A 21,585-nucleotide genomic window follows, 5' to 3' on the forward strand; every position below is an offset into this window, starting at 1 on the left:
CGTCGGGCCGGGGTCAGAACGCCAGCCGCGCGTGGCGGTTGACGTCCTTGTAGAGCAGGTAGCGGAAGCGCCCCGGCCCGCCGGCGTAGCAGGCCTGGGGGCAGAACGCCCGCAGCCACAGGAAGTCGCCGGCCTCGACCTCGACCCAGTCCTCGTTGAGGAGGTAGACCGCCTTGCCCTCGAGGATGTAGAGCCCGTGCTCCATGACGTGCGTCTCGGGGAACGGGATAGCCCCGCCGGGCTCGAAGGTGACGATGTTGACGTGCATGTCGTGCCGGACGTCGCCCGGGTCGACGAACCGCTGCGTGCACCACGCCCCGTCGGTGTCGGGCATCGCCACCGCCTCGACCTGCGACTCGTGCGTGACGAAGGCCTGCGGCACGTCGACCCCGTCGATCGGCTGGTAGGCCTTGCGGATCCAGTGGAAGGTCGCGACCTCGGCGCCGTCGTTGCGCAGGGTCCAGTCCGCCCCCGGCGGCAGGTAGGCGTAGCCCCCGGACCCCAGCGCGTGCTCCTGCCCGTCCAGCGTCAGCACCACCGTGCCGCCCACGACGAAGAGCACCGCCTCGGCCCGCGGGTCGTCCTCCGGCCGGTCCGAGCCGCCACCGGAGGAGACCTCGACGACGTACTGGGAGAAGGTCTCGGCGAAGCCGGATAGCGGCCGGGCCAGCACCCACAGCCGGGTGTCGCGCCAGCCCGGCAGCAGGCTGGTGACGATGTCGCGCATCGTGCCGCGCGGGAGCACGGCATACGCCTGGGTGAAGCGCGCCCGGTCGGTGGTGAGCCGCGTCTGCGGCGGCAACCCACCGGGTGGGGTGGCATAGCTGCTCATGCGCGTCCTCTCTCCAGCAGTCGTCCCCGCGCCGGTCCCTCCGGGTCCACGGGTATGCCGTGCAGCCAGGTCCGGCGGACCCGCCCGCTCAGGCGGCGGCCGGCGTAGGCGCAGACCGGGTTGCGGTGGTGCAGCGCGGTCACGTCGACCTCCCACTCCTCGTCGGGGGCGAGCACGACGAGGTCGGCGTCGGCGCCCACCTGGATGCGGCCCTTGGTCGTCAGGCCGACGCGGTCGGCGGGCGCGGTGGCCATCCAGCGCACCACGGAGGTGAGCGGCACGCCACGGCGCCGGGCCTCGGTCCAGACCGTGGGCAGCCCGAGCTGGAGGGAGGAGATGCCGCCCCAGGCGGTGCCGAAGTCGCCGGTGTCGAGGTGCTTGAGGTCGGCGGTCGAGGGGGAGTGGTCGGTGACGACGAGGTCGATGTCGCCGTCGACGAGCGCCTGCCAGAGCCGGTCCTGGTTGTCCTGCTCGCGGATCGGCGGGCAGCACTTGAACTCGGTGCCGCCCACCGGCACGTCCTCGGCGGCGACGGCCAGGTAGTGGGGGCAGGTCTCGGCGGTGACGTCGACGCCGCCGGCCCGGGCGGTGCGCAGGACCGGCACCGCGTCGGCGGCGGACAGGTGGAGCACGTGCATCCGCCCACCGGTGCGACGGGCCTCCTCGACGACGCGGCGGATCGCGACCAGCTCGGCCTCGGGCGGGCGGCTGGCGAGGAAGCCGGCGTAGTCGGTCGACGGCGGGTCGGCGACCGCGGCCGCCAGCGTGGCGTGGTCCTCGGCGTGGACGACGAGCAGCGTCCGCAGCCGGGCGGTCTCCGCGGCGGCGCGCGCGAAGGTCTCGGGGTCGAGCGCGGGGAACTCCTCGACGCCCGAGTCGGCGAGGAAGCACTTGAAGCCCATCACGCCCGCCTCGTGCAGGGCCGCGAGGTCGCCGAGGTGGGCGGGGACCGCGCCGCCCCAGAAGGCGACGTCGACCCAGACCTGGTCGCGGGCGGCGGCCTGCTTCTCCCGCAGCGCGTCGACCGTGACGGTCGGGGGCAGGCTGTTGAGCGGCATGTCGACGATCGTCGTCACCCCGCCCGCCGCGGCGGCCCGGGTCGCGCTGGCGAAGCCCTCCCACTCCGTGCGCCCGGGCTCGTTGACGTGCACGTGGGTGTCGACCAGGCCCGGCAGCAGCACCTCGTCCTCGCCCAGCTCGACGGTCCGGGCGGCCGCGGGCAGGTCGTCACCGTCGCCGACCATGACGATGCGGCCGTCCCGCACCCCCACGACCGCCGGGCGCTCGCGGCCGCCGACCACGGCGCGGCGCGCACGGACGACGAGGTCCAGGTCGGCTCCGGCCACGGCGTCAGCTGCCCCGGTAGGTCGAGTAGCCGTGCGGGCTGAGCAGCAGCGGCACGTGGTGGTGCTCGTCGGAGGAGACCGTGAAGGTCACCGAGACCGAGGGGTAGAACCCCCGCTGGCCGGTGGCCGCGTGGTAGGCGCCGGTGGCGAAGGTCAGCACGTAGTCGCCGTGCGGCAGCAGCTCGGGCCCGATCCGGGGCACCCGCCCGTCGGCGTCGGTCGTGCCCTCGCCCAGCGGGGCGCCGTCGGGGGTGGAGAGCTCGACCCGCACGCCGCGGGCCGGTCGGCCGAGGGCGGTGTCGAGGACGTGGGTGGACAGCGACGCCATGGTCAGACCGCCTGCTCGAGCCGCAGCAGCGCGATCTGCCGCAGGTTGTCGGCGACCTCGGCACGCTCGGTGTCCGGGTTGTTGGCCAGGCGGCGGTCGAGCTCGGCGAGGATCTCCTCGGCCGAGCGACCCGCCGCGCGGATGAGGAAGACGTGGCCGAAGCGCTCCTCGTAGGCGGCGTTGCCGGCGGCGAGCCGGGCCGCGGTGTCGCCCGCGGCCGGGTCGACCCCGGCCTGCTCCCGACGGGAGGCCTGGACGTTGTGCCCGGCCGACGGTCGCTCGCCGATCCTCGGGTGCCCGGCCAGCGCCTGGTCGACCTCCGCGGGCGAGAGGCGCCGGGCGGCGAGGTCGGCGGAGGCCAGCAGCGCCGCGCGGTCGCCGTAGGGTCGCCCGGCCAGCACCTCCGCAACCCAGCGGTCCACGCCGAGGCACCCGTCGAGCAGGGCCCGCGCCTCGTCCTCCGGCAGGGCGTCGAACGCCAGCCCGCTCACAGGAAGCTCCGCACGTCGGTCCACGCCTCGCCGGGGTCGGAGGCCTCGTCGCGCACGGCGGACGCCTCGATCAGCCCGTAGGGCCGGTCGGCGGCGTGGAAGACCTCGCCGTCGTTGTCGATCCCGAAGCGGGCGAGGTCGTAGAGGAAGTGGTGCTTGTTGGGTGCGGAGAACCGGATCTCGGCGAGCCGCGGATCGGTCTCGAGGGCGGCCCGCCCCATCGCGTAGAGGGTCTCCTGCAGCGCCCGGCTGTAGGTGGTGGCGAAGGTGCTCAGCAGCGTGGCCCGCACCGCGTCGTAGGCCTCGTCGAAGGCCACGCCCCCGGGGTCCTCCCAGCGCCAGCGCGCGGTGAGCGAGGTCGCCAGCACGCGGTCGGTGGTCTCCTCGAGCGTCGTGTAACCGTCCGTGAGGAAGCCGCGAAACTCCGAGCCGGTCGACTTGAGCACGGTGAGGTCCTCCAGGCCGGAGACGACCCACGTGCGCTGGTCGGCATCCCGGCCGGAGACGGTCACGACGACGGTGCGCGTCTCGGTGCCGCGCCGCACGAAGCCGTGGTCGTGACCGCCGTCCACCCCCTCCACGGGTATGCGGTCCCACGCCTGCTCCTCGACCCGCACCTGCGCGCCGGTCGCTCTCGGCACGGCGCCGACGAGGTGCCGGGCCAGCGCCACGGCATACTCCTCCGGCGAGGGGACGCCGACCTCCTTGGCGAGCGCGAAGGCGACGTTCTTCTGCGTGTCGGTCGGCAGCACGTCGGACTGGTCACCGTCGGTGTGCGCGCGGGCGAAGTCGCCCCGCAGCGCCGTGGAGACGTTGAGGTCGCGGATCGTGTGCCGCGGGGTGTCCCGGTAGATCCGCACGACGCGGTTCTCGGCCTTGCCGTAGCGATTGCTCCCGAGGCTGATCCCCATGCGGTGACCCTAGGTAGGTGGTGGGGCCCCGTCAAGGATGCCGCAGGTCAGGCCCGTCGCGGGCGGGCCAGCGCGAGCAGCTCGGCCGTCGCGACGCCGGTGGCCTCCTCGGCCTCGGCGGGCCGCACCGCGCCGCAGTCCAGGGCGCGCACCACGAGGTCGGCCAGCGCCCGCGCCGTCGCCGGCTCGTCGAGCACCCCGCCGCCGGTCCGTCCGAGGTAGGCGCGCAGGCGGGCCCCCGCGGCGGGCAGGTGCTCGCGGTAGAAGGCGTAGGTCGCGGCGAACCGGCTCGGCAGGTGGCCCGGGTGCAGGTCCCAGCCCTGGTAGTAGCCACGCTCGAGGGAGCGGCGGACGAGACGGGAGTGCAGCGCCCACGCGTCGCGGACCTGGGCCGCGTCCCCGACCGGCAGCACGTTGGTGGACCCGTCCGAGAGCCGCACACCGGTGCCGGCCGCGGCCGCCTGCATGACCAGCTTGGCGTGGTCGGCGACGGGGTGCTCGAGGGACTGGTAGGGCCCGGCGACGCCGCAGTAGGCGGAGTAGTCGTAGGTGCCGTAGTGCAGCCCGGTGACGCGGCTCGCGCCGGCATGAATCATGCGCGCGACGAGCGCCGTGCCGTCCGGGCCGAGGATCGACTGGGGCGTCTCGACCTGGATCTCGAAGCGCAGCGTGCCCGGGGCGAGGCCGAGGGCGGCCTCCAGGCGCTCGCAGGCGTGCACCATCGCCGCCACCTGGTCGAGGCTGGTGACCTTGGGCAGGGTGACGACGACCCCGTCGAGGTCGTCACCCTCCGAGACCAGCCCGTCGACGAAGCGGGTGAGGCTGCGCACGCCCCGGGCCCGCGTGGGTGCCTCGAGGCTCTTGAACCGGATGCCGGAGAAGGGCGGGGCGGTGCCCTCGAGGCGGGTGCGGGCCAGCGCGGAGGCCGCCGCGTCGACGTGCCCGTCCTCGACGTCGTCCGGCCGCGGGCCGTAGCCGTCCTCGAGGTCCACGCGCAGGTCCTCGATCGGCTCGCTCGCCAGCTTGTCGGCCACGAGGGGGAGCACCTCGTCGGCCTGCCCGCCGAGCAGGTCGGCGAGCGCGCCCTCGTGCTCGGTGAGCGTGGTGCGGGCCTCCTCGCCCCAGCGGGCCACCAGGTCGGCGTCGTAGCGGTCGGCCGGCACGTAGACGGTGTGGACCGGCTGCCGGGTCGGGGCGTCGCCGGGGAAGCGCGCGACCAGCTTGGCGTCGGCCTCCCGCAGCATCTCGTCCAGCTCGGCGGTCAGCGCGGCGGTCAGGTCGGGGTCGGACATGGGGCCAGTCTGCCCGGACGGTCGACGCCGTGCGCCCGGCTCAGCCGAGCGTGTCGGACGGCAGACCGAGAAGACCGAGCACGGTGGCGACGGCCTGCTGCGGCGTGCCCGCCAGGGGCAGGGGAGAGGGCAGGTGGTCGGTCAGCGAGCCCCACGCCAGCAGGACCACGGGCACCCCGGTGCGGGTCGCGAGGGCGACCTCGCTGAGGGTGCCCCAGCTCGAGCCGACGGCCACGAGGGCGTCGCAGCTGCGCACGAGCAGTCCGTTGCGCAGTTCGCCGAGGCCGGTGGGCACCGTGAGGGTGCTGTGCGGGGAGGCGCCCAGCCGGTCGGGTCCGGGAAGCAGACCGAGGCTGGTGCCGCCCGCCCGCTCCGCACCACGCGCGGCGGCGTCCATCACGCCGCCGAGACCGCCGGTGACCACGACCAGGCCGGCGCGGGCCAGGAGGCCGCCGACCTCCTCGGCGAGGCGCACGTGCTCCGGACCCGCCCCCTCGCCGGGGCCGACGACCCCGACGTAGCCGCGCTGCTGCATACCGCGCAGTGTGGCAGTCAGCCGGCGGGGGTGTCGTCGAGCAGGCGCACCAGCTCGGCGACCGCCGCCCGGCCCGCCCGGTTGGCGCCGATGGTCGAGGACGAGGGCCCGTAGCCGACGAGGTGGACGCGGGGCTCGTCGACGACCCGGGTGCCGTCCATGGCGATGCCGCCGCCGCGACCGCGCAGCCGCAGCGGTGCCAGGTGGTCCAGCGCGGCGCGGAAGCCGGTGGCCCAGAGGATCACGTCGGCCTCCTGGACGGCGCCGTCGGCGCGCCGCACCCCCTCCGGCACGATCTCGGTGAACATCGGCTGCCGGTCGAGCGCACCGCGGGCGGCCGCTGCCCGTAGGGACGGTGACCAGATCAGGCCGGTGACCGAGACGACGCTGCGCGGGGGCAGGCCGCGGGCGACACGGTCCTCGACCATGGCGACGGCCGCCCGCCCCGCCTCGGCGTCGAAGGGTTCGTCGCGCCAGACGGGCTCGCGGCGGGTGAACCAGCTGGTGGTCGTGACCTGGGAGATCTCGTCGAGCAGCTGGACCGCGGAGATGCCGCCGCCGACGACCGCGACGTGCTCGCCGCGCAGCTCCTCGGCGGAGACGTAGTCGGCCACGTGCAGCTGGCGCCCGCGGAAGGTCTCCTGCCCGGGGTAGACCGGCCAGAACGGCTTGCTCCACGTGCCGGTGGCGTTGACGAGGGCGCGCGCGGACCAGACCCCGTCGGAGGTCGAGACGCGCAGCCCCGACCGCGAGGGTCGTCGTCCTCCCGCTCGACGCGGTGCACCCGAACCGGCCGCCGGATCGCGAGGGCGAGCTCCTGCTCGTAGTCGGCGAAGTAGCGCGGCACGAAGTCGGCGCTGGGCTCGCACGGGTCGGCCTCGGGGGTGGGGACGCCGGGCAGCTGGCTGATGCCGTTGACCGTCGCCATCCGCAGCGAGCGCCACCGGTGCCGCCACGCGCCGCCGGGGCCGTCCTCGCCGTCCAGGACGACGTAGGTGGGGGCGTCCGCGGAGGCGGGGCCGTCCACGGGCACGAAGCCGCGCCGGCGCAGGTGGTATGCCGTGCTCAGCCCGGCCTGGCCCGCCCCGACGACGAGCACGTCGACGGGTCGTCCCGGCTCGGGCACGTCCCTCATCGCCGGACCAGGTGCCGGGGCCGCTCGAAGAACATCGCCAGGACGGCCCCGACGAGGATGACCGCGGCCGGGAGCAGGAGCGCTTCGGCCATCGCGCGGGAGAGCCCCTCGGCGACCCCAGGAGGGAGCGATGCGCCCGAGGTGTCCATCCCGTCCTGCGCCGCGGCGGCCCCCTCGCCCAGCCGTGCCGTGATCCGTGACTGCATGAGCATCGCGATCGCCGCGCTGCCCAGGACCGCACCCATCTGCCGGGTGGTGTTGTAGACGCCGGAGCCGGCGCCGGCCCGGTCCATGGCGAGGTTGCGGGTGGCCGTCGTGGACAGCGGGCCCCAGACGAGCGGGTTGGAGATGCCCATGAGGAAGGCGGCGACCAGCGCGATCCACAGCGGGGAGTCGGGCGTGGCGTTGCGCGAGAGGAGCCAGATCGAGAACGCCAGCAGCGTGGTGCCCGAGCCGACGAGCAGGCGCGGGTGCACGCGGTCGGTCAGCCGCCCCGCGAGGGGCGCGAGCACGAAGGACATCACCGACGACGGCGCCATGAGCAGCGCCGCCATGGTGGGCGAGAGGCCCCGCACGCTCTGCGCCCAGATGTAGAACGGGAAGACCATCGCGGTCACGGTGAAGCCCATCGCCATGATCGCGCCGTTGGCGAGGGAGAAGTTGCGGTCCCGGAAGAGGTCGAGCGGCACGAGCGGCTCCCCGGGGTTGCGGGCCTGCCACCACACGAAGCCGACGAGGAGCCCGATTCCGGCGACGAGCAGCCCGGGGACGCTGACCGGCCCCCAGATGCGGCCCCACCCGAACGCCTGCCCCTCCTGCAGCGCGAAGACCGCGCAGAAGAGCCCGAGCGCGCTCAGCGCGACGCCGAAGAGGTCGAAGCGGTGCGGGCTGGTGGGCAGCCGCGGCACGAGCCGGGCGGCGAGCACCAGGCCGACCACGCCGACGGGGATGTTGACGAAGAAGATCCACTCCCACCCGAGCGTGTCGACCAGCAGGCCGCCGACCAGCGGGCCGACCAGCGTCGCGACGCCGGCGGTCGCGCCCCACAGCGCCATCGCCTGCCCGCGACGCTCGGCGGGGAAGGTGCGGGTGATGACCGTCATCGTCTGCGGCGTCATCATCGAGGCGCCCAGGCCCTGGGCGGCACGCGCCGCGACCAACCCGGCGATCCCGAGGTCCAGCTCGCCGGACAGGCCGCACCACAGCGAGGCCAGCGTGAAGACGGTCAGACCGACCATGTAGACCCGCTTGGGCCCGATCCGGTCGCCCAGCCGCCCGGTGACCAGCAGCGGCACGGCATACGCCAGCAGGTAGGACGAGGTCACCCACAGCACCTCGTCCACCCCCGCCCCGAAGGCCGACATGAGGGCGGGCGTCGCGACCGAGACGATCGTCGAGTCGACCAGGATCATGAAGAAGCCGATGACGAGCGCCCAGAGGGCGGGCCAGGGGTTCTCGGGGAGGGCCCGGTCGGGGGCGGGTGCGGGTTCGGCCACAACGCGCCACTGTATGCCGCGTCGGTCAGGCGGGCGCGGCCTACCGTGTCCGTCCCGGGATCGATGCCGCCACGACATACCGTGTCGGCATGACGAGCATCCTCTTCCGCGGCGGCACGGTCCTCGACGGCACCGGGGCGGCCCCCTCGACCGGTGACGTGCACGTGGTGGACGGACGGGTGGCGCAGGTCGGCACCGACCTGGGGGTCGAGGCTGACCAGGTCGTCGACTGCACCGGCGCCACCGTGCTGCCCGGACTCTTCGACTGCCACGTCCACTTCATGTTCGAGCAGCCCGACCTCATGCGCGTGCTGCAGACGCCGTTCTCGCTGCCGTTCTTCCAGGCGGCGCACCGGATGCGGGCGACGCTGGAGACCGGCATCACCTGGGTGCGCGACGCCGGCGGCGCCGACCTGGGCGTCGCCGAGGCGGTGCGGCGCGGCCTGACGCCCGGGCCGCGGATGCAGATCGCGATCAACATGCTCAGCCAGACCGGCGGCCACGGCGACGACTGGCACGTCTGCGGTGCGGTGCTCGGGCTCATGTCCACCCACCCGGGCGTGCCCGACTCCGTCGTCGACGGCCCGGAGGAGATGCGCAAGCGGGTCCGCGAGCTGATCCGCGCCGGCGCCGACGTCATCAAGGTGGCGACCAGCGGCGGCGTCCTCTCGCCGCTGAGCAACCCGCTGCACGGCCACTTCCGCGACGACGAGATCGCGGCGCTGGTCACCGAGGCGAGCGCGGCCGGTCTGCACGTCATGGCGCACGCGCAGGCCACCGACGGCATCAAGACGGCGGTGCGCGGTGGTATCCGGTCGATCGAGCACGGCATCTACCTCGACGACGAGGCCATCGACCTCATGCTCGAGCACGGGACCTGGTTGGTGCCCACGCTGTCAGCGCCGCGGGCGGTGCTCGCGCAGGCCGAGGCCGGGGCGGCGATCTCCGACCGGGTGCTTGCCAAGGCCCGGATGGTCGCCGAGGTGCACGACGACTCCTTCCGCCGCGCGGTGGAGGCCGGTGTGAAGGTGGCGATGGGCACCGACTCCGGTGTCGGTGCGCACGGCACCAACCTCGAGGAGGTCCGCCTCATGGCCGAGCTCGGGCTGGGCGCCCAGGGCGCGTGGGAGGCCACGACGCGCTCGGCGGCCGAGCTGCTGGGCGTGGACGCCGACCACGGCACGCTGGAGCCGGGCAAGGTCGCCGACGTCGTCGTGCTCGACGGCGCCTGGGACGACCTGGCGGGCCTGCGGAGCCGGGTGCGCTCGGTCCACGTGGCGGGCGAGCGGGTGGTCGACCGCGACGCGGGGGCGAGGGCCTGACCCGTCGCGGACGGTCCGGGGGCGCCGGTTAGGGTCACCCCATGCGTGCCGTCATCGTGGAGCAGCCCGGAGGGCCGGAGGCCCTCACCGTCGTCGAGCGTGAGACCCCGCAGCCGGGTCCGGGGGAGGTCGTGGTCGACCTCGCCGCCGGCGGCGTGAACTTCATCGACATCTACCAGCGCAGCGGGGCCTACCCCCTGCCGCTACCGTTCGTCGGCGGCAACGAGGGCGCGGGCACCGTCTCGGCCGTCGGCGAGGGCGTGACCGACGTCGCGGTCGGCGACCGGGTGGCCTGGGCCATGACCGTGGGCACCGGCTATGCCGAGCAGGCCGTCGTCCCGGCCGCCCGCCTCGTGCCCGTCCCCGACGCCGTCGACCTCGAGACCGCGGCGGCGACCATGCTCCAGGGCATGACCGCCCACTACCTGGTCAACTCCACCTTCGAGGCCCGCGAGGGTCAGACCGCCGTGGTCACCGCCGCCGCCGGTGGCGTGGGCCTGCTGCTGTGCCAGATGCTGCGCGACAAGGGCGTGCGGGTCATCGGCACCGTCGGGAGTGAGGAGAAGGCCGAGCTGGCCCGTGCCAACGGCGCGACCGACACCGTCCTCTACCGCGAGGTCGACCTCGCCGAGGAGATCCGGCGGCTCACCGACGGCCAGGGCGTGCACGTCGTCTACGACGGCGTCGGCCGCGACACCTTCGACGCCGGCCTGTCGGTGCTGCGCCCCCGCGGCTTCATGGTGCTCTTCGGCGCGGCGAGCGGCCCGGTGCCGCCGGTCGACCCCCAGCGGCTCAACGCCGGTGGCTCGCTCTTCCTGACCCGTCCGTCGCTCGCGCACTACGCGAGCGACCGCGAGGAGCTGCTCTGGCGCGGGCGCGAGGTGCTGGAGGCCGTCGCGGGCGGCCGCCTGACCATCCGGGTCGGCGGTCGCTACCCGCTGGCCGAGGCGCAGCGCGCCCACGAGGACCTCGAGGGCGGGCGCACCACCGGCAAGCTCATCCTCGTCCCCTGACCGGGCGCGACCTCAGACCCCACCGAGAAGGTGGCCGCCAGCGCGGCCACCTTCTCGCACGTCGGGGAAGGGCCCCTCAGCGCAGGTGGGCTCGAAGGGCGTCCATGGTCGAGTCCGTCACCGCTCCGGGCCCGCCGAGCACGTAGATCGACTGCGGGCTCTGCCGGCCGAGCGCCGTGGCGGTCGGCAGCGGCACCCGCTCCGGAGCGGTGAGCAGGATCGGCACGCCACGCAGACCGCCGGCCAGCGCCGCGCCGACGAGGGCGTCCGGAAAGCTGGACGCCGAGGCGACGTAGGCCGGGCCGCGGCCGGCGGGGAACTGCGCGGCCACCCGCTCCATCGTCTCGTAGCGGTTGGCTCCGGCGAGGCGGCGGAAGGTCCCGCTGGTCGTGTAGGTCGCGGCCTGCCGGGCCACGGCGTCGGAGACCGCGGTGGTGCCGCCGAGCACGACCACCTCGCGCGGCCGCAGCCGCTGCAGCTGGGTGGCCGTCACCGAGCTGAGCCGGTCGGGGCGGGTGAGCAGCAGCGGCAGCTGCCCGTGGCCGGCCAGCGCTGCACCGGCCAGCGCGTCCGGGAAGTCCTGGCCGTTGGCCAGGTAGACCGTGCTCTGGTTGGCGGGGTAGTAGGACGCCACCTGGGCCGCGGTGTCGTAGCGGTCCACGCCGCCGACCCGGGTCAGGTCGTTGGTCGTGGTGAGGCCGCGCAGCCGGGTCGCGACCGCGTCGGAGACCGACCCGGTGCCGCCCACGACGACGACCCGTGCCGGGGTGAGCCGCGCCATCGCGGCCAGCGTCTCGGACGGGATCCGGTCGCGCTGTGTGAGCAGGACGGGGGCGTCGTAGACGCCGGCGCGGGCGGCCGCCGCGAGCGCGTCGGGGTAGTCGTTGCCGTTGACGACGTAGACCACGCCCGTGCCCGCGCCCCACGCCCGGCTCGCCTCGGCCGCTGTGGCGTAGCGGTCCGTGCCGGCGATCCTCTCCACGGTGCCGGTGCCGCCGTCGCCCCCGACGATGGTGAAGTAGGTCGAGGAGAGACCGTTGGCGTTGCCCGGCCAGGGGTTGGCCAGCTGCAGCCCGTCCCCGGTGGCCGTGGCCCAGGTGTAGGCGCCCCCGGCCGTGTAGCCCTCGACCCGCGCCTCGAGCACACGTCCGCCCCACTGGCCGTGGCCGTCGCGGCGCAGGATCTGCACCCGCTCCACCCGGTGTATGCCGTAGCGCGCCTCGAGACGCGCGGCCGGCAGGGCCGCGGTCCACGAGTGGCGCGCGTTGCCGGCCACCGCGTCGTAGGGGTCCGGCTGGGGCCGCAGGTAGCCGTGCCCGGCGCCGGCCGCCGTCGTGTGGCCGCCGGTCGAGGACGAGTACATCGTCGTGGCCAGCTGGCGGGTGCCGGTCCCGAAGTCGTAGGTGAGCACCTGTCCGTCGGTCGCGTCGACGGCCGCGGTGCTGTTGGCGTGCTCGTAGGAGGTCACCGAGCCGTCGGCGTTGCGCACGCCCCTGCCCCGGTAGGCCTGGCAGGCGGTCGTGTCGCAGGTGTCGTAGTAGGCGGTGCCGCCGGCGCCGCGCAGCGCGTAGGTGCGGGCCGCGACGGCCTGGGCACGCAGCGCCTGGGCGTGGAACGACACCGGCATCTCGGCCATGGTCACCGAGCGCAGGTAGTGCTGCAGCGGCAGGTGGTTGACGGTGAGGAGGCTGGTCGTCCCACGGTGCGTCGCGGTGAGGGTGCCGCGGTAGATCCGCGGCTGCCCGGTCGGCAGGTAGAGGTCGACGGTGCCCTCGGTGGGGGAGCTGAAGGAGATCGGGCAGGACCGGGTCAGCCCGGTCGGCCAGACGGCGGTCCACGTGCCGGAGGAACTCAGGCCCTCCAGGGTGCAGCCGGTCGCGGCGGCGGTCGTGGTGCGCACGCGCCACTGGCTGTAGCCCGAGGGCAACGGGTAGGTCGCGCCGCCGGGGGCGTTGCCGACCACGAGGCCGGCGCGGTGCGCGACGCGGGTGTCGCCGTCGCTGTCGACGGTGAGACCGATCCGGATGGTGCCGGTCGTCCGGGTCTCCAGGACCGTGCCCGGGTAGTAGAAGGCGAGGATCTGCGCGTGGGTCAGGCCGGCCCTTCCCGCACCGTCGGCGCCGTACTGCGACATCCCGATGCCGTGGCCGAAGCCGCCGCCGCGCACCTGGTAGACGCCGTCCGCGGGCCGGTCGTAGACCTCCGCGCCCGGCTGCGGCGCGGGGAGTGCGGTGATCCCCGGCTGCACCACGGCCGCCGTCTCCGTCGGGGCCTGCGGCTCGGCCGTGAAGCCGAAGCGCTGGTCCACCGGCAGGGCGGGCTCCTCCAGGTCGGGGACGACCACGTCGGCCTCGGCCGACGCCTCCGCATCGGCGGTCTGCACCGGGTCGTCGACGGAGTACGCGGCGAGCGGGGAGAGTGCGACCGCGAGCGCGGTGCACACGGCAAGGATCGAGCGGCGCACGAGTGGGACTCCTCAGGGACGGGACGGCCGAGCCCAGCATGCGCGAGGCGGGGCGGATGTGACAAGAGTGACGATTGAACTACATCGGGGAAGTTCGTCCGACGCCGCCCCGGGGCTACGTTGAGGGCCATGGAAACGCGTTCGTTCTCCTGCCGCCGCGGCGACCTCGTGCTCGACGTGCTCGAGGGCGGCCCGCAGGAGGGCGAGGCGGTGCTGCTGCTCCACGGCTTCCCGCAGGACGCCACCGCCTGGGACGGGGTGGCGCCGCTGCTGCACGAGGCGGGCCTGCGGACGCTGGCCCCGCACCAGCGGGGCTACTCCCCGGGGGCCCGGCCGCGCCGCGCCCGCGACTACCGGATGCGCGAGCTGGTCACCGACGCCCTCGCGGTGCTGGACGCGGCCGGGGTCGCGCGGGCCCACGTCGTCGGCCACGACTGGGGCGGGTTCGTCGCCCGGGTGCTGGCCGCCGCCCACCCCGACCGGGTCGCCAGCCTCGTCGTCCTCTCCACCCCGCACCCCCGGGCGCTGCGCGAGTCGCTACGGCACGGCGACCAGGCCCGGCGCAGCTGGTACGTCCTCGCCTTCCAGGTGCCCCTCCTGCCCGAGCACCTCCTCGCCCGCGCGCTGCGACGCGGCGGGCTGCGCCGCACCGGTCTCCCGGCCGCGGCCGACCAGGGGTATGCCGAACGCCTGCGTCGGGCGGACGCGCTCCGCGGCCCGGTCCACTGGTACCGCGCGGCGCTGCGCCCCGAGCCCGGCCGGCGCCGCAGGCGCGGGCCAGGAGGTGACGACGCGTCCCGCGACGCGACCGTCACCGTGCCGACGACCTACCTCTGGGGCGGCCGCGACCCCTTCCTCGGCCGCGAGGCCGCCGAGCGCACGGGGAGGTACGTCTCGGCGGACTACCGCTTCGTCGAGTGCGGGGCCGGTCACTGGCTCCCGGAGCGCGAGCCCGGGCTCGTCGCGCGGATGGTGCTGGAGCGGGTGCGCCCCTAGCCCTCGGCGGAGCCGCCGAAGGTGACGACGTGACGCAGCGCGGCGCGCAGGTTGCGCACCGTCCGCGCCCACGCGCGCACCTGGTCGCCGGCGGAGCGCGCCCCGTCCGCGTCTCCCGCGGCCCGGGCGCGCCCGACGCCGGAGCGCCAGCGCAGCGTCTGGTCCTCGGCCATCCGGATGAGCCGCAGGATGAGGTCGCGGTCGCGGTGGCAGACGTCGGCGACGAGGGCGGGCTCGAGGTCGCCACCCTCCGCGTCGAGCTGCAGCTGGACGAGCGTCTGGAGCTCGGCGGGCGGCTCGGCCTCGGGAGCGGCGGGCGGCGCCACGTCCACCGCACGCACCACGGGCTGCGTCGGCGGAGCGCCCGCCGGACCGGTCCCGCTGACCAGGTCGATCCAGCGCCGTCCCTGCACGCGCAGCGCGAGGTCCTCGTCGAGCTGGTCGATCTCCCGGCCCATCAGCTCGACCATGCCGACCAGGTGCCGGGGCACGAACGGCAGGCAGGGCACGGCCACGCTGGCCACGATCTGCCGTCCGACCAGGGTGAACTTGCCGAAGATCGCGCGCCGGTTGAAGATCTCGACCTCGCGGCGGGCGGCCTCGAGGTCGCCGATGTCCTGGACCGGGATGGCGAAGACGGTGACGACCGGCGCCGCGTCGGCGGTGCGGACGTAGACCAGGGCGCTGCCGTAGAGGATCGGCACGTCCCCGTCGTGGTCGTGCCGCGGCGGGTGCCCCAGGGCGGCGTGCAACGTCGTGTCGACGAGCTCGCGCAGCTCGGCCGGGGTGCGGACCATCACGGCCGTGTCGAGGTCGACCTGCGGCGGGGGAGCGGGCTCCTCCGGCTCGGCCTCGGTCGGCGCCGCGATCGTCAGCGCCCCGGCGTCGAGGAAGGCGGGGTGCGGGACCCCGACGACGTCGCGCAGGGTGTCGGTCACGACCGCCGCGAGGAGGTGGGCGTGGGAGCGCGGCAGGTCGAGCAGGTATGCAGTGCCCCCGGGGGCCGGGGTCCAGCCCAGGGAGAGCAGGTGCCGGGTCCGCGCCTCCTCGGGCCACGGGTCCTCGCCGGGACCGCGGAGCTCGGCGTGCAGCAGCGCGTCGTCGCCCCCGGCGCCCGGCGTGACCTCGAGGACGGGCAGGTGGTCGTCCTCGCCGCCCATCGGGGTCATGACGAGCGGCTCGCGGGCCGTGCCGAGGTGGTCGGCCAGGCGGCTCAGGAACGCCGCCCAGCCGACCTCGGTGGTGCGGTCGAGGTCGAATTCCTCCATGCCCGCCAATCTAGTGCTGCGGCTCAGAAGCCGTCGGACGCCGCGTCGAGCGCCGCGACCTCGTCGACCGTGAGGGTCAGGCCGGGGGCGGCCATGAGGGCGTCGAGCTGCGCGGGGCGCGAGACCGAGGCGATCGGTGCGGTGACCCCCTTGGCGAGCACCCAGGCGAGCGCGACGGTGGCCGGCTCGACGCCGTGGGCCTCGCCGATGCGCACGAGCTCGTCGACGACGCGCAGGCCACCGGCCTCGAGGTAGCGGCGGGCGGCGCCGCCGCGCGGCATCCCCTCGAGGTCGGCCTCGGTGCGGTACTTGCCGGTGAGGAAGCCCGAGGCCAGCGCGGGATAGCTGAAGACCATCGCGCCGAACTCGCCGGCGATCGGCGCCACGGACGTCTCGAAGTCGGTGCGGGAGACGAGGGTGTAGCGCGGCTGCAGGGCCACGGGCACCGCCGCGCCCTGCTCGCGGGCGGTCTCGAACCACTCGCGGAGCCGCTCGGGGGTGAAGTTCGACAGGCCCACCGACCGGACGCGGCCGGAGCGCACCAGCTCGTCGAAGGTCGCGACCTGGTCGGCCACCGGCACGTCCTCGTCGTCGTAGTGGGCGTAGTAGAGGTCGACGTGGTCGGTCTGCAGCCGCTCGAGGGACTCCTCGAGCGCCGCCACGACGTTGTCGTGGGCCAGACCCACCCGGCCGGGCTTGCGCGCCACCTTGGTCGCGACGAGCACGTCGTCCCGGTTCCCGCGCGCGGCGAGCCAGCGACCGATGATGGTCTCGGACTGCCCGCCGACCTCGTCCACCCAGGCGGCGTAGGAGTCCGCCGTGTCGACGAAGGTGCCGCCCAGCTCGACGAACCGGTCGAGGATCGCGAAGGACGTCTCCTCGTCGGCCGTCCAGCCGAAGGCGTTGCCTCCCAGGTTGACCGGGAAGATCTCGACGCTGCTGCCGGGCAGGGTGGGCATGGGGGTCCTCTCGTCGGGGAAAGCGGAAGGCGCGGTGCCCGAGGACACCGCGCCTTCCGACGCTACACCGCCACCGGTGGGGGCTCAGCGCCCGCCGCGACCGCCCCGGCTCGAGGACGAGAAGGCCACGACCGAGCCGCTGGAGGCAGCAGCGGGACGGCGCCCGCGACCGGAGCGTGCCTGCCCCGAGGTCGACCCGGCACCCTGGCGCGAGGAGCCGCCACGGCCGCCCTGCTCGCCACCGCGGGGGGACCGCTCGCCGCCCTGGCCGCCGCGACCACGGCCGCCACCGGTGCGGGCCTCGCCACCACGGCCGCCGCCGGAGCGACCACGGCCGCCTCCGGAAGCGCCGCGTCCGCGGCCGCCGCCGGAGGAACGACCCTGGCCGGAGCCGCCGGCCCCGGGGAGCTCCTCGGGCGCGAAGCCGCCGGGCACGAGCGTGCGCTCGCCCGGGGCCAGCTCGCCCAGGAGCGGGTGACGACGGTCCACGCGGGTGGTGGTGGGCCGGATGCCGGCGGCGCGGGTCAACGACCGCACGTCGCGCACCTGGTCGTCGGTCATGAGGGTGACCACGGTGCCCTCGTTGCCGGCGCGGGCGGTGCGCCCGGAGCGGTGCAGGTAGGCCTTGTGCTCGACCGGCGGGTCGGCGTGCACGACGAGCGAGACGTCGTCGACGTGGATGCCGCGCGCGGCGATGTCGGTGGCGACCAGCGTCGGGGCCTTGCCCGAGGAGAAGGCGTCGAGGTTGCGCACCCGGGCGTTCTGGCTCAGGTTGCCGTGCAGGTCGACCGCGGGCACGCCGGCGGCGTTGAGCTGCTTGGCCAGCTTCTTGGCGCCGTGCTTGGTGCGGGTGAACATGATGACCTTGCCGGGCGCCGCGCCGAGGTCGGTGAGCACGTGGAGCCGCTCGGCCGCGTCGACGTGGAGCACGTGGTGGCTCATGGTGGACACCGGCGACTGCGCCGAGTCGGCGGAGTGGGTGACCGGGCTCGACAGGTAGCGCTTGGCGATGACGTCGATCCCCGCGTCCAGCGTCGCGGAGAAGAGCATCCGCTGCCCGTCGCGCGGCGTGCGGTCCAGCAGGCGCTTGACGGCCGGCAGGAAGCCGAGGTCGGACATGTGGTCGGCCTCGTCCAGCACGGTCACCGAGATCCGGGACAGGTCGGCGTGGCCCTGGCCGATGAGGTCCTCGAGGCGGCCGGGGGTGGCGACGAGCACGTCGACACCGGCCTGAAGAGCGCGGACCTGGGGGTTCTGGCCGACGCCGCCGAAGATGGTCAGCGAGCGCAGCCCGGTGACGGCGGCGAGGGGGGCCAGGGACTCCTCGATCTGGCGGGCCAGCTCACGGGTCGGGGCCAGGACGAGGGCGCGCGGGGCACGGCCCCGGCGGGAGGTGGCGCCGCGGTCGGCCGCGAGGCGCGCCACCAGGGGGAGCAGGAAGGCGTAGGTCTTGCCCGAGCCGGTGCGGCCGCGGCCGAGCACGTCGCGCCCGGCGAGGGAGTCCGGCAGGGTGGCCGCCTGGATCGGGGTCGGCGTGGTGATGCCGAGCTCAGCGAGGGGGGCGGTCAGGATGGAGGGCACGCCGAGGTCGGCGAAGCTGGAGGTCACGAAAAAGGGTCCTTCGGAAAGGGAACGACGTCCCACCCGGCGCGCAGGCCCCGACGGGGCGGCGCGACCTTGGACGGCCCTGCAAGGGGTCCGGCACGATCATGCGCCCCGAGGTGAGACGGTGCGGGGCGCTGAGGACAGTCTAGCCGCTCAGCGCCCCGGAGCCCTCATCCCGGCGTGTTCACCAGCCGTGCGGCACGACCACGGCCCGCGAGGTCAGCTCGCCGTCACGCAGCTGGCGGTAGGCCTCGAGGGCGTCGTCGAGGCGGAATCGCTCGACCACGGGCGTGATCTGGCCCGCGCGGTACATCGCGACGACCTCGTGCAGGTCCTCGATCGTGCCCCAGTAGGTCGAGGAGAAGTTCACCTCGTAGGGCATCGTGAAGAAGTTCCACGGCAGGGTGCCGCCACCGATGCCGACGACGGTCAGCGAGCCCTGCTGCGCGACGACGCCCGCGGCCAGGGCCAGGGTGGCGTCCACGCCGACCATGTCGAGGACGGCGTCCACGCCGCGGCCGCCCGTCAGCTCACGGATCCGCGCGACCTGGCCCTCGCCGCCGGGCACCGTCACCGCGCCGTACCGCTCCGCCTGGACCATCGCCTCGGGCTTGACGTCGGTCGCGATCACGGTGGCGCCGGTGAGCGCGCGCAGGATCTGCACGGCGACCAGGCCCAGCCCGCCCAGGCCGATGACGAGGGCCGAGCGTCCGCCGCCGGCCAGCGAGGGCAGCGCCCGCTTGATGGCGTGGTAGGGCGTGAGGCCCGCGTCCGCCAGGGGCGCGGCATCGATCGGGTCGGCGTCGCCCAGCGGGACGAGGTTGCGGGCGGGGGCCAGGAGGTACTCCGCCATCCCGCCGTCCCGGCCCAGCCCCATACCGGCGACACCGGCCTCCTCGGGGTGGGCGCAGTAGGTGTCCTGGCCGCGGGAGCAGGCGGGGCAGCGACCGCAGCCGGTCGGCCCGTAGACCAGGTAGGCCGCGCCGGGCTCGAACCCGGTCACGCCCGGGCCGACCTCCTCCACCCATCCCGAGCTCTCGTGGCCGAGCACGAACGGCGGGGTCAGCAGCCCGGTCGGGTCACCCTCGAACTCCGCGAAGAGACCCACGTCGGAGTGGCAGGCACCCGCGCCGGCGACCTTGAGCAGGACCTCGCCGGGGCCCGGGGTGGGGCGCGGGACCTCCTTGAGCACGGGGAAGGTCTGGTAGCCCTCGAACACGACTGCGCGCATCGCGCCTCCTTGGTCGGCAGTGGGCCGGTGCCGGCGGTCCCGTCAGGGTGGCGGGTGCGGGGGCCCATCTACTACCCAGTGTAGGGGTCAAGGGTCTCGACCGGAACCACCCGGATCCCGTCCGTGTCGGCCAGGACGACCGCGGAGGAGGTGGGCACGTCCTGCAGCAGCGCGACGACCTGCTCGACGACCCAGGGGTTCGCGTGGAGATCGGTCCGGCGCATGACCTGGACCGACGCCCCCACCTGCCGCGACACCTCGGCCGCGACGCCCGGGTCGCCGGCCCCGACGAGGAGCACGTGCCGCAGCCGGGTCGTGCCGGCGGCCCCGCCCGGAGCGGGGGCGCCGCTGGAGCGGCGACGCTCGGTCTCGGCCCGGTCGGTGCGGAAGACCGTCCAGTGGTAGGCCGACAGCAGCGACGTGGTCGCGAGGATGCCGAACGGGAAGCGGATGCTGCGCATCGTCTCGACGTCGATGCCGCTCTCCAGGGCATCCTGCAGCAGCAGGTAGACCAGCGTGAGCAGGGCGACGACCGCGACGACGCCGGCGAGCCCGAAGAGGACGAGCAGGTAGGTGCGGCGCGTCGGGGACTCCAGCTCCTCGGCCGGGGAGGCGGCACGGGCCCGCTGGGCCGAGCGCCAGTGCCACCACCACAGCGGCAGGCCCACGGCCAGCAGCACCAGGGCGGCCAGCAGCGCGTTGAGGGCGCTGCCGCCGACGACGAGGTCGCTGCCGGCCGCGATGGCCTCCACGATGGTCACGAGGACCATCACCAGCCCGGCCGAGGCGGCGAGCAGGCCGACGGCGGCGAGCACGTACTCGTAGACCCGGCGGACCTCCGTGCGGCGTTCGGCCCCGGCCTCCAGGACCGCGCTGTGGTACCACCACACGAGGAGCCCGACGAGCAACGTGGCCAGCTCGCCCGGGAGCGCGGCGAAGTGCAGGGTCGCCCGGGTCGTGGCGGGGTCGCCGACGAGCCAGACGAGCACGTCGTAGCCCAGCACGCTGGCGGCGACGACGGCCACGAGGAGTCCTCCGGCCACGCCCGCGAGCAGCACCAGGGCCAGCCATCCGGTGTCCCGCGGGCCGCGGACGGCCTCGCGCAGCCAGTAGACGGCCCACACCACGGCGCCGACGACGAGGGTGGCGGCGCCGCGCAGGATGTCGGGCAGGCTGCCGCCGACGATGCTGTCGCTGGTCAGCCCGAAGAGCTCGCGCAGCGCGGGGGAGACCACCATGAGGAGACCGGCCGCGGCGGTGAGCAGGCCGACGAGGGAGCCCAGGAGCAGCTCCGCCCGCAGCAGGGGGCGCGGGGTGACCGACCGGCCCCACCACCGGTGCCCGCCCCAGACGGCGGTCCACACGAGAGCGGTGGCGAGACGCTGGCCGCGATAGGTGGTGGCCGTCAGTGCGCCGTCGAGCACCTCCTGCCAGGCGACCATCGCGACCACGAGGGAGATGATGCCGACGATGGTCAGGTAGGCCGCCCAGCCCAGGGAACGGGACTCCGCGGGGTCGGTGCGCAGGCGGCGCGAGGTCCACCAGGCCAGCGCGGCCCAGATCGGCAGCGCGATGAAGGTGAAGGTCAGCTGCAGGGCCAGCCCGCCGTCGTCACGGACCAGCACGCGGCCGGGGTCGAGCAGGCGTCCGAGGAGGCCGGCGACGCCGCTCCCGGCCGCGACGAGCAGCCCGGTCAGGAGCAGGAACTGGAAGAACCGGCGCACCGCCTGGCCGGAGGTCTGGGTGGCCGACGCCCCGGCCCGAGCCGTGCCGGACGGGCCCGGCCGGGCGAGCCGCACCACGACCAGGACGACGCCGACCAGGACGGCCAGCGGCACCAGGACGACCACGAGCAGGCCCACCGCCGAGAGGCTCATCGGCCGTTCCCCTCGCAGTAGTACATCGGCCAGGGCTCGCCGGTGATGACCCACGTCCCGTCGTGGCGGCGCAGCTCGTAGGTCTGCTCCTCGCGCCATTCGTCGCCGCCGAAGGGCCCGGAGCCGCCGTGCACGAACTCGACGTCGACGGTCGCGGTCTCACCGATGATGTCTACGTCGCGCAGCACGACCCGGGCGGTGGTGCGCCCGTAGCCCCGGACGTCGCTCTCGGAGCACCGCCCCTCGGGGTCCAGGTGCGTCGCGGCCACGTCGGCGTCGTCGCCGACCACCGCGCTCACGTAGGCCTGCACGACCGCCTCGGGCGAGCCCTCGGGCAGGCTCGGCCCCGACCGGGCCGCCGAGAGCACGCCGGCGACCACCGCCAGCAGCACGAGCACCCCGACCGCCAACCCCAGCACCAGACCGGCCCTGTTCCTCATGCGCGCAGCGTCCCACCGCCGCGGGACGGGGTGGGGGAGGCGCG

At 75.0% G+C, this 21,585-nt stretch carries 18 protein-coding genes and 1 pseudogene; 3 read left to right on the forward strand and 16 right to left on the reverse strand.

All coding sequences use genetic code 11. The features are described 5' to 3' along the window. Window positions 1–13: 13 nt before the first annotated feature. From FB476_RS06995 to FB476_RS07035, 9 genes and pseudogenes are all read right to left on the reverse strand, one after another. The gene (locus FB476_RS06995) at window positions 14–832 is read right to left on the reverse strand and encodes a bifunctional allantoicase/(S)-ureidoglycine aminohydrolase (RefSeq protein WP_141818138.1); all 819 of its coding nucleotides are present in this window, start codon (window positions 830–832) and stop codon (window positions 14–16) included. Beyond that, on the reverse strand, window positions 829–2,178 hold the full coding sequence (allB, locus tag FB476_RS07000) for an allantoinase AllB (RefSeq protein ID WP_202876924.1): 1,350 nt from the start codon (window positions 2,176–2,178) through the stop codon (window positions 829–831). The genes FB476_RS06995 and allB overlap by 4 nt, the downstream gene beginning before the upstream one ends. A 4-nt stretch (window positions 2,179–2,182) precedes the next feature. Next, window positions 2,183–2,506: a hydroxyisourate hydrolase gene (gene uraH / locus FB476_RS07005; RefSeq protein WP_141818139.1), complete on the reverse strand. Its 324-nt coding sequence runs from the start codon at window positions 2,504–2,506 to the stop codon at window positions 2,183–2,185. Between the two features lie 2 nt (window positions 2,507–2,508). Beyond that, window positions 2,509–2,997, reverse strand: a complete 489-nt coding sequence (gene uraD / locus FB476_RS07010) for a 2-oxo-4-hydroxy-4-carboxy-5-ureidoimidazoline decarboxylase (protein WP_141818140.1) — start codon at window positions 2,995–2,997, stop codon at window positions 2,509–2,511. After that, a complete protein-coding gene (gene pucL / locus FB476_RS07015; protein ID WP_141818141.1) occupies window positions 2,994–3,908 on the reverse strand; it encodes a factor-independent urate hydroxylase in 915 nt (304 codons plus the stop codon). Before pucL ends, uraD begins: the two co-directional genes overlap by 4 nt. A gap of 47 nt (window positions 3,909–3,955) precedes the next feature. Continuing rightward, window positions 3,956–5,200 (reverse strand): DUF6986 family protein, encoded by a 1,245-nt coding sequence (locus FB476_RS07020; RefSeq protein ID WP_141818142.1) that lies wholly within the window; start codon window positions 5,198–5,200, stop codon window positions 3,956–3,958. Window positions 5,201–5,240: 40 nt separating this feature from the next. Continuing rightward, window positions 5,241–5,735, reverse strand: coding sequence for an SLOG cluster 4 domain-containing protein (locus tag FB476_RS07025; protein WP_141818143.1), 495 nt, complete (start codon window positions 5,733–5,735; stop codon window positions 5,241–5,243). 17 nt (window positions 5,736–5,752) lie between these two features. Beyond that, a pseudogene (locus FB476_RS07030) lies at window positions 5,753–6,870 on the reverse strand (NAD(P)-binding domain-containing protein). After that, complete coding sequence (locus tag FB476_RS07035) at window positions 6,867–8,444, reverse strand: MDR family MFS transporter (protein ID WP_141818144.1); 1,578 nt, start codon at window positions 8,442–8,444, stop codon at window positions 6,867–6,869. Before FB476_RS07035 ends, FB476_RS07030 begins: the two are co-directional and overlap by 4 nt. Window positions 8,445–8,455: 11 nt before the next feature. On the opposite strand from FB476_RS07035, the gene FB476_RS07040 reads away from it, so the two are divergent. After that, window positions 8,456–9,688, forward strand: a complete 1,233-nt coding sequence (locus tag FB476_RS07040) for a metal-dependent hydrolase family protein (protein ID WP_141818145.1) — start codon at window positions 8,456–8,458, stop codon at window positions 9,686–9,688. A gap of 41 nt (window positions 9,689–9,729) precedes the next feature. Further along, complete coding sequence (locus tag FB476_RS07045; RefSeq protein WP_141818146.1) at window positions 9,730–10,701, forward strand: quinone oxidoreductase family protein; 972 nt, start codon at window positions 9,730–9,732, stop codon at window positions 10,699–10,701. Window positions 10,702–10,777: 76 nt separating this feature from the next. Here the strand turns inward: FB476_RS07045 and FB476_RS07050 are convergent, their stop codons facing one another. Next, on the reverse strand, window positions 10,778–13,165 hold the full coding sequence (locus tag FB476_RS07050; protein WP_141818147.1) for a cell wall-binding repeat-containing protein: 2,388 nt from the start codon (window positions 13,163–13,165) through the stop codon (window positions 10,778–10,780). 129 nt (window positions 13,166–13,294) lie between these two features. Here FB476_RS07050 and FB476_RS07055 point away from each other — a divergent pair, with 129 nt between their 5' ends. Further along, a complete protein-coding gene (locus tag FB476_RS07055; RefSeq protein ID WP_141818148.1) occupies window positions 13,295–14,161 on the forward strand; it encodes an alpha/beta fold hydrolase in 867 nt (288 codons plus the stop codon). On the opposite strand, the gene FB476_RS16415 is transcribed toward FB476_RS07055, so the two are convergent. From FB476_RS16415 to FB476_RS07080, 6 genes are all read right to left on the reverse strand, one after another. Then, window positions 14,158–15,429 (reverse strand): T3SS (YopN, CesT) and YbjN peptide-binding chaperone 1, encoded by a 1,272-nt coding sequence (locus tag FB476_RS16415; protein ID WP_170233561.1) that lies wholly within the window; start codon window positions 15,427–15,429, stop codon window positions 14,158–14,160. The two genes, FB476_RS07055 and FB476_RS16415, sit on opposite strands and share 4 nt — an antisense overlap. Before the next feature lie 23 nt (window positions 15,430–15,452). Continuing rightward, entirely contained in the window at window positions 15,453–16,388 is a 936-nt protein-coding gene (locus tag FB476_RS07060; protein ID WP_141818149.1) for an aldo/keto reductase, read from the reverse strand. An 84-nt stretch (window positions 16,389–16,472) separates the two neighbouring features. Further along, on the reverse strand, window positions 16,473–17,996 hold the full coding sequence (locus FB476_RS07065) for a DEAD/DEAH box helicase (RefSeq protein ID WP_141818150.1): 1,524 nt from the start codon (window positions 17,994–17,996) through the stop codon (window positions 16,473–16,475). 181 nt (window positions 17,997–18,177) lie between these two features. Beyond that, window positions 18,178–19,224: an NAD(P)-dependent alcohol dehydrogenase gene (locus FB476_RS07070; RefSeq protein WP_141818151.1), complete on the reverse strand. Its 1,047-nt coding sequence runs from the start codon at window positions 19,222–19,224 to the stop codon at window positions 18,178–18,180. A gap of 71 nt (window positions 19,225–19,295) precedes the next feature. Then, window positions 19,296–21,101, reverse strand: a complete 1,806-nt coding sequence (locus tag FB476_RS07075; RefSeq protein WP_141818152.1) for a DUF5671 domain-containing protein — start codon at window positions 21,099–21,101, stop codon at window positions 19,296–19,298. Continuing rightward, window positions 21,098–21,541: a hypothetical protein gene (locus FB476_RS07080; RefSeq protein ID WP_141818153.1), complete on the reverse strand. Its 444-nt coding sequence runs from the start codon at window positions 21,539–21,541 to the stop codon at window positions 21,098–21,100. The genes FB476_RS07075 and FB476_RS07080 overlap by 4 nt, the downstream gene beginning before the upstream one ends. Window positions 21,542–21,585 lie beyond the last annotated feature (44 nt).

Source organism: Ornithinimicrobium humiphilum, assembly GCF_006716885.1.
Taxonomy (GTDB): domain Bacteria; phylum Actinomycetota; class Actinomycetes; order Actinomycetales; family Dermatophilaceae; genus Ornithinicoccus; species Ornithinicoccus humiphilus.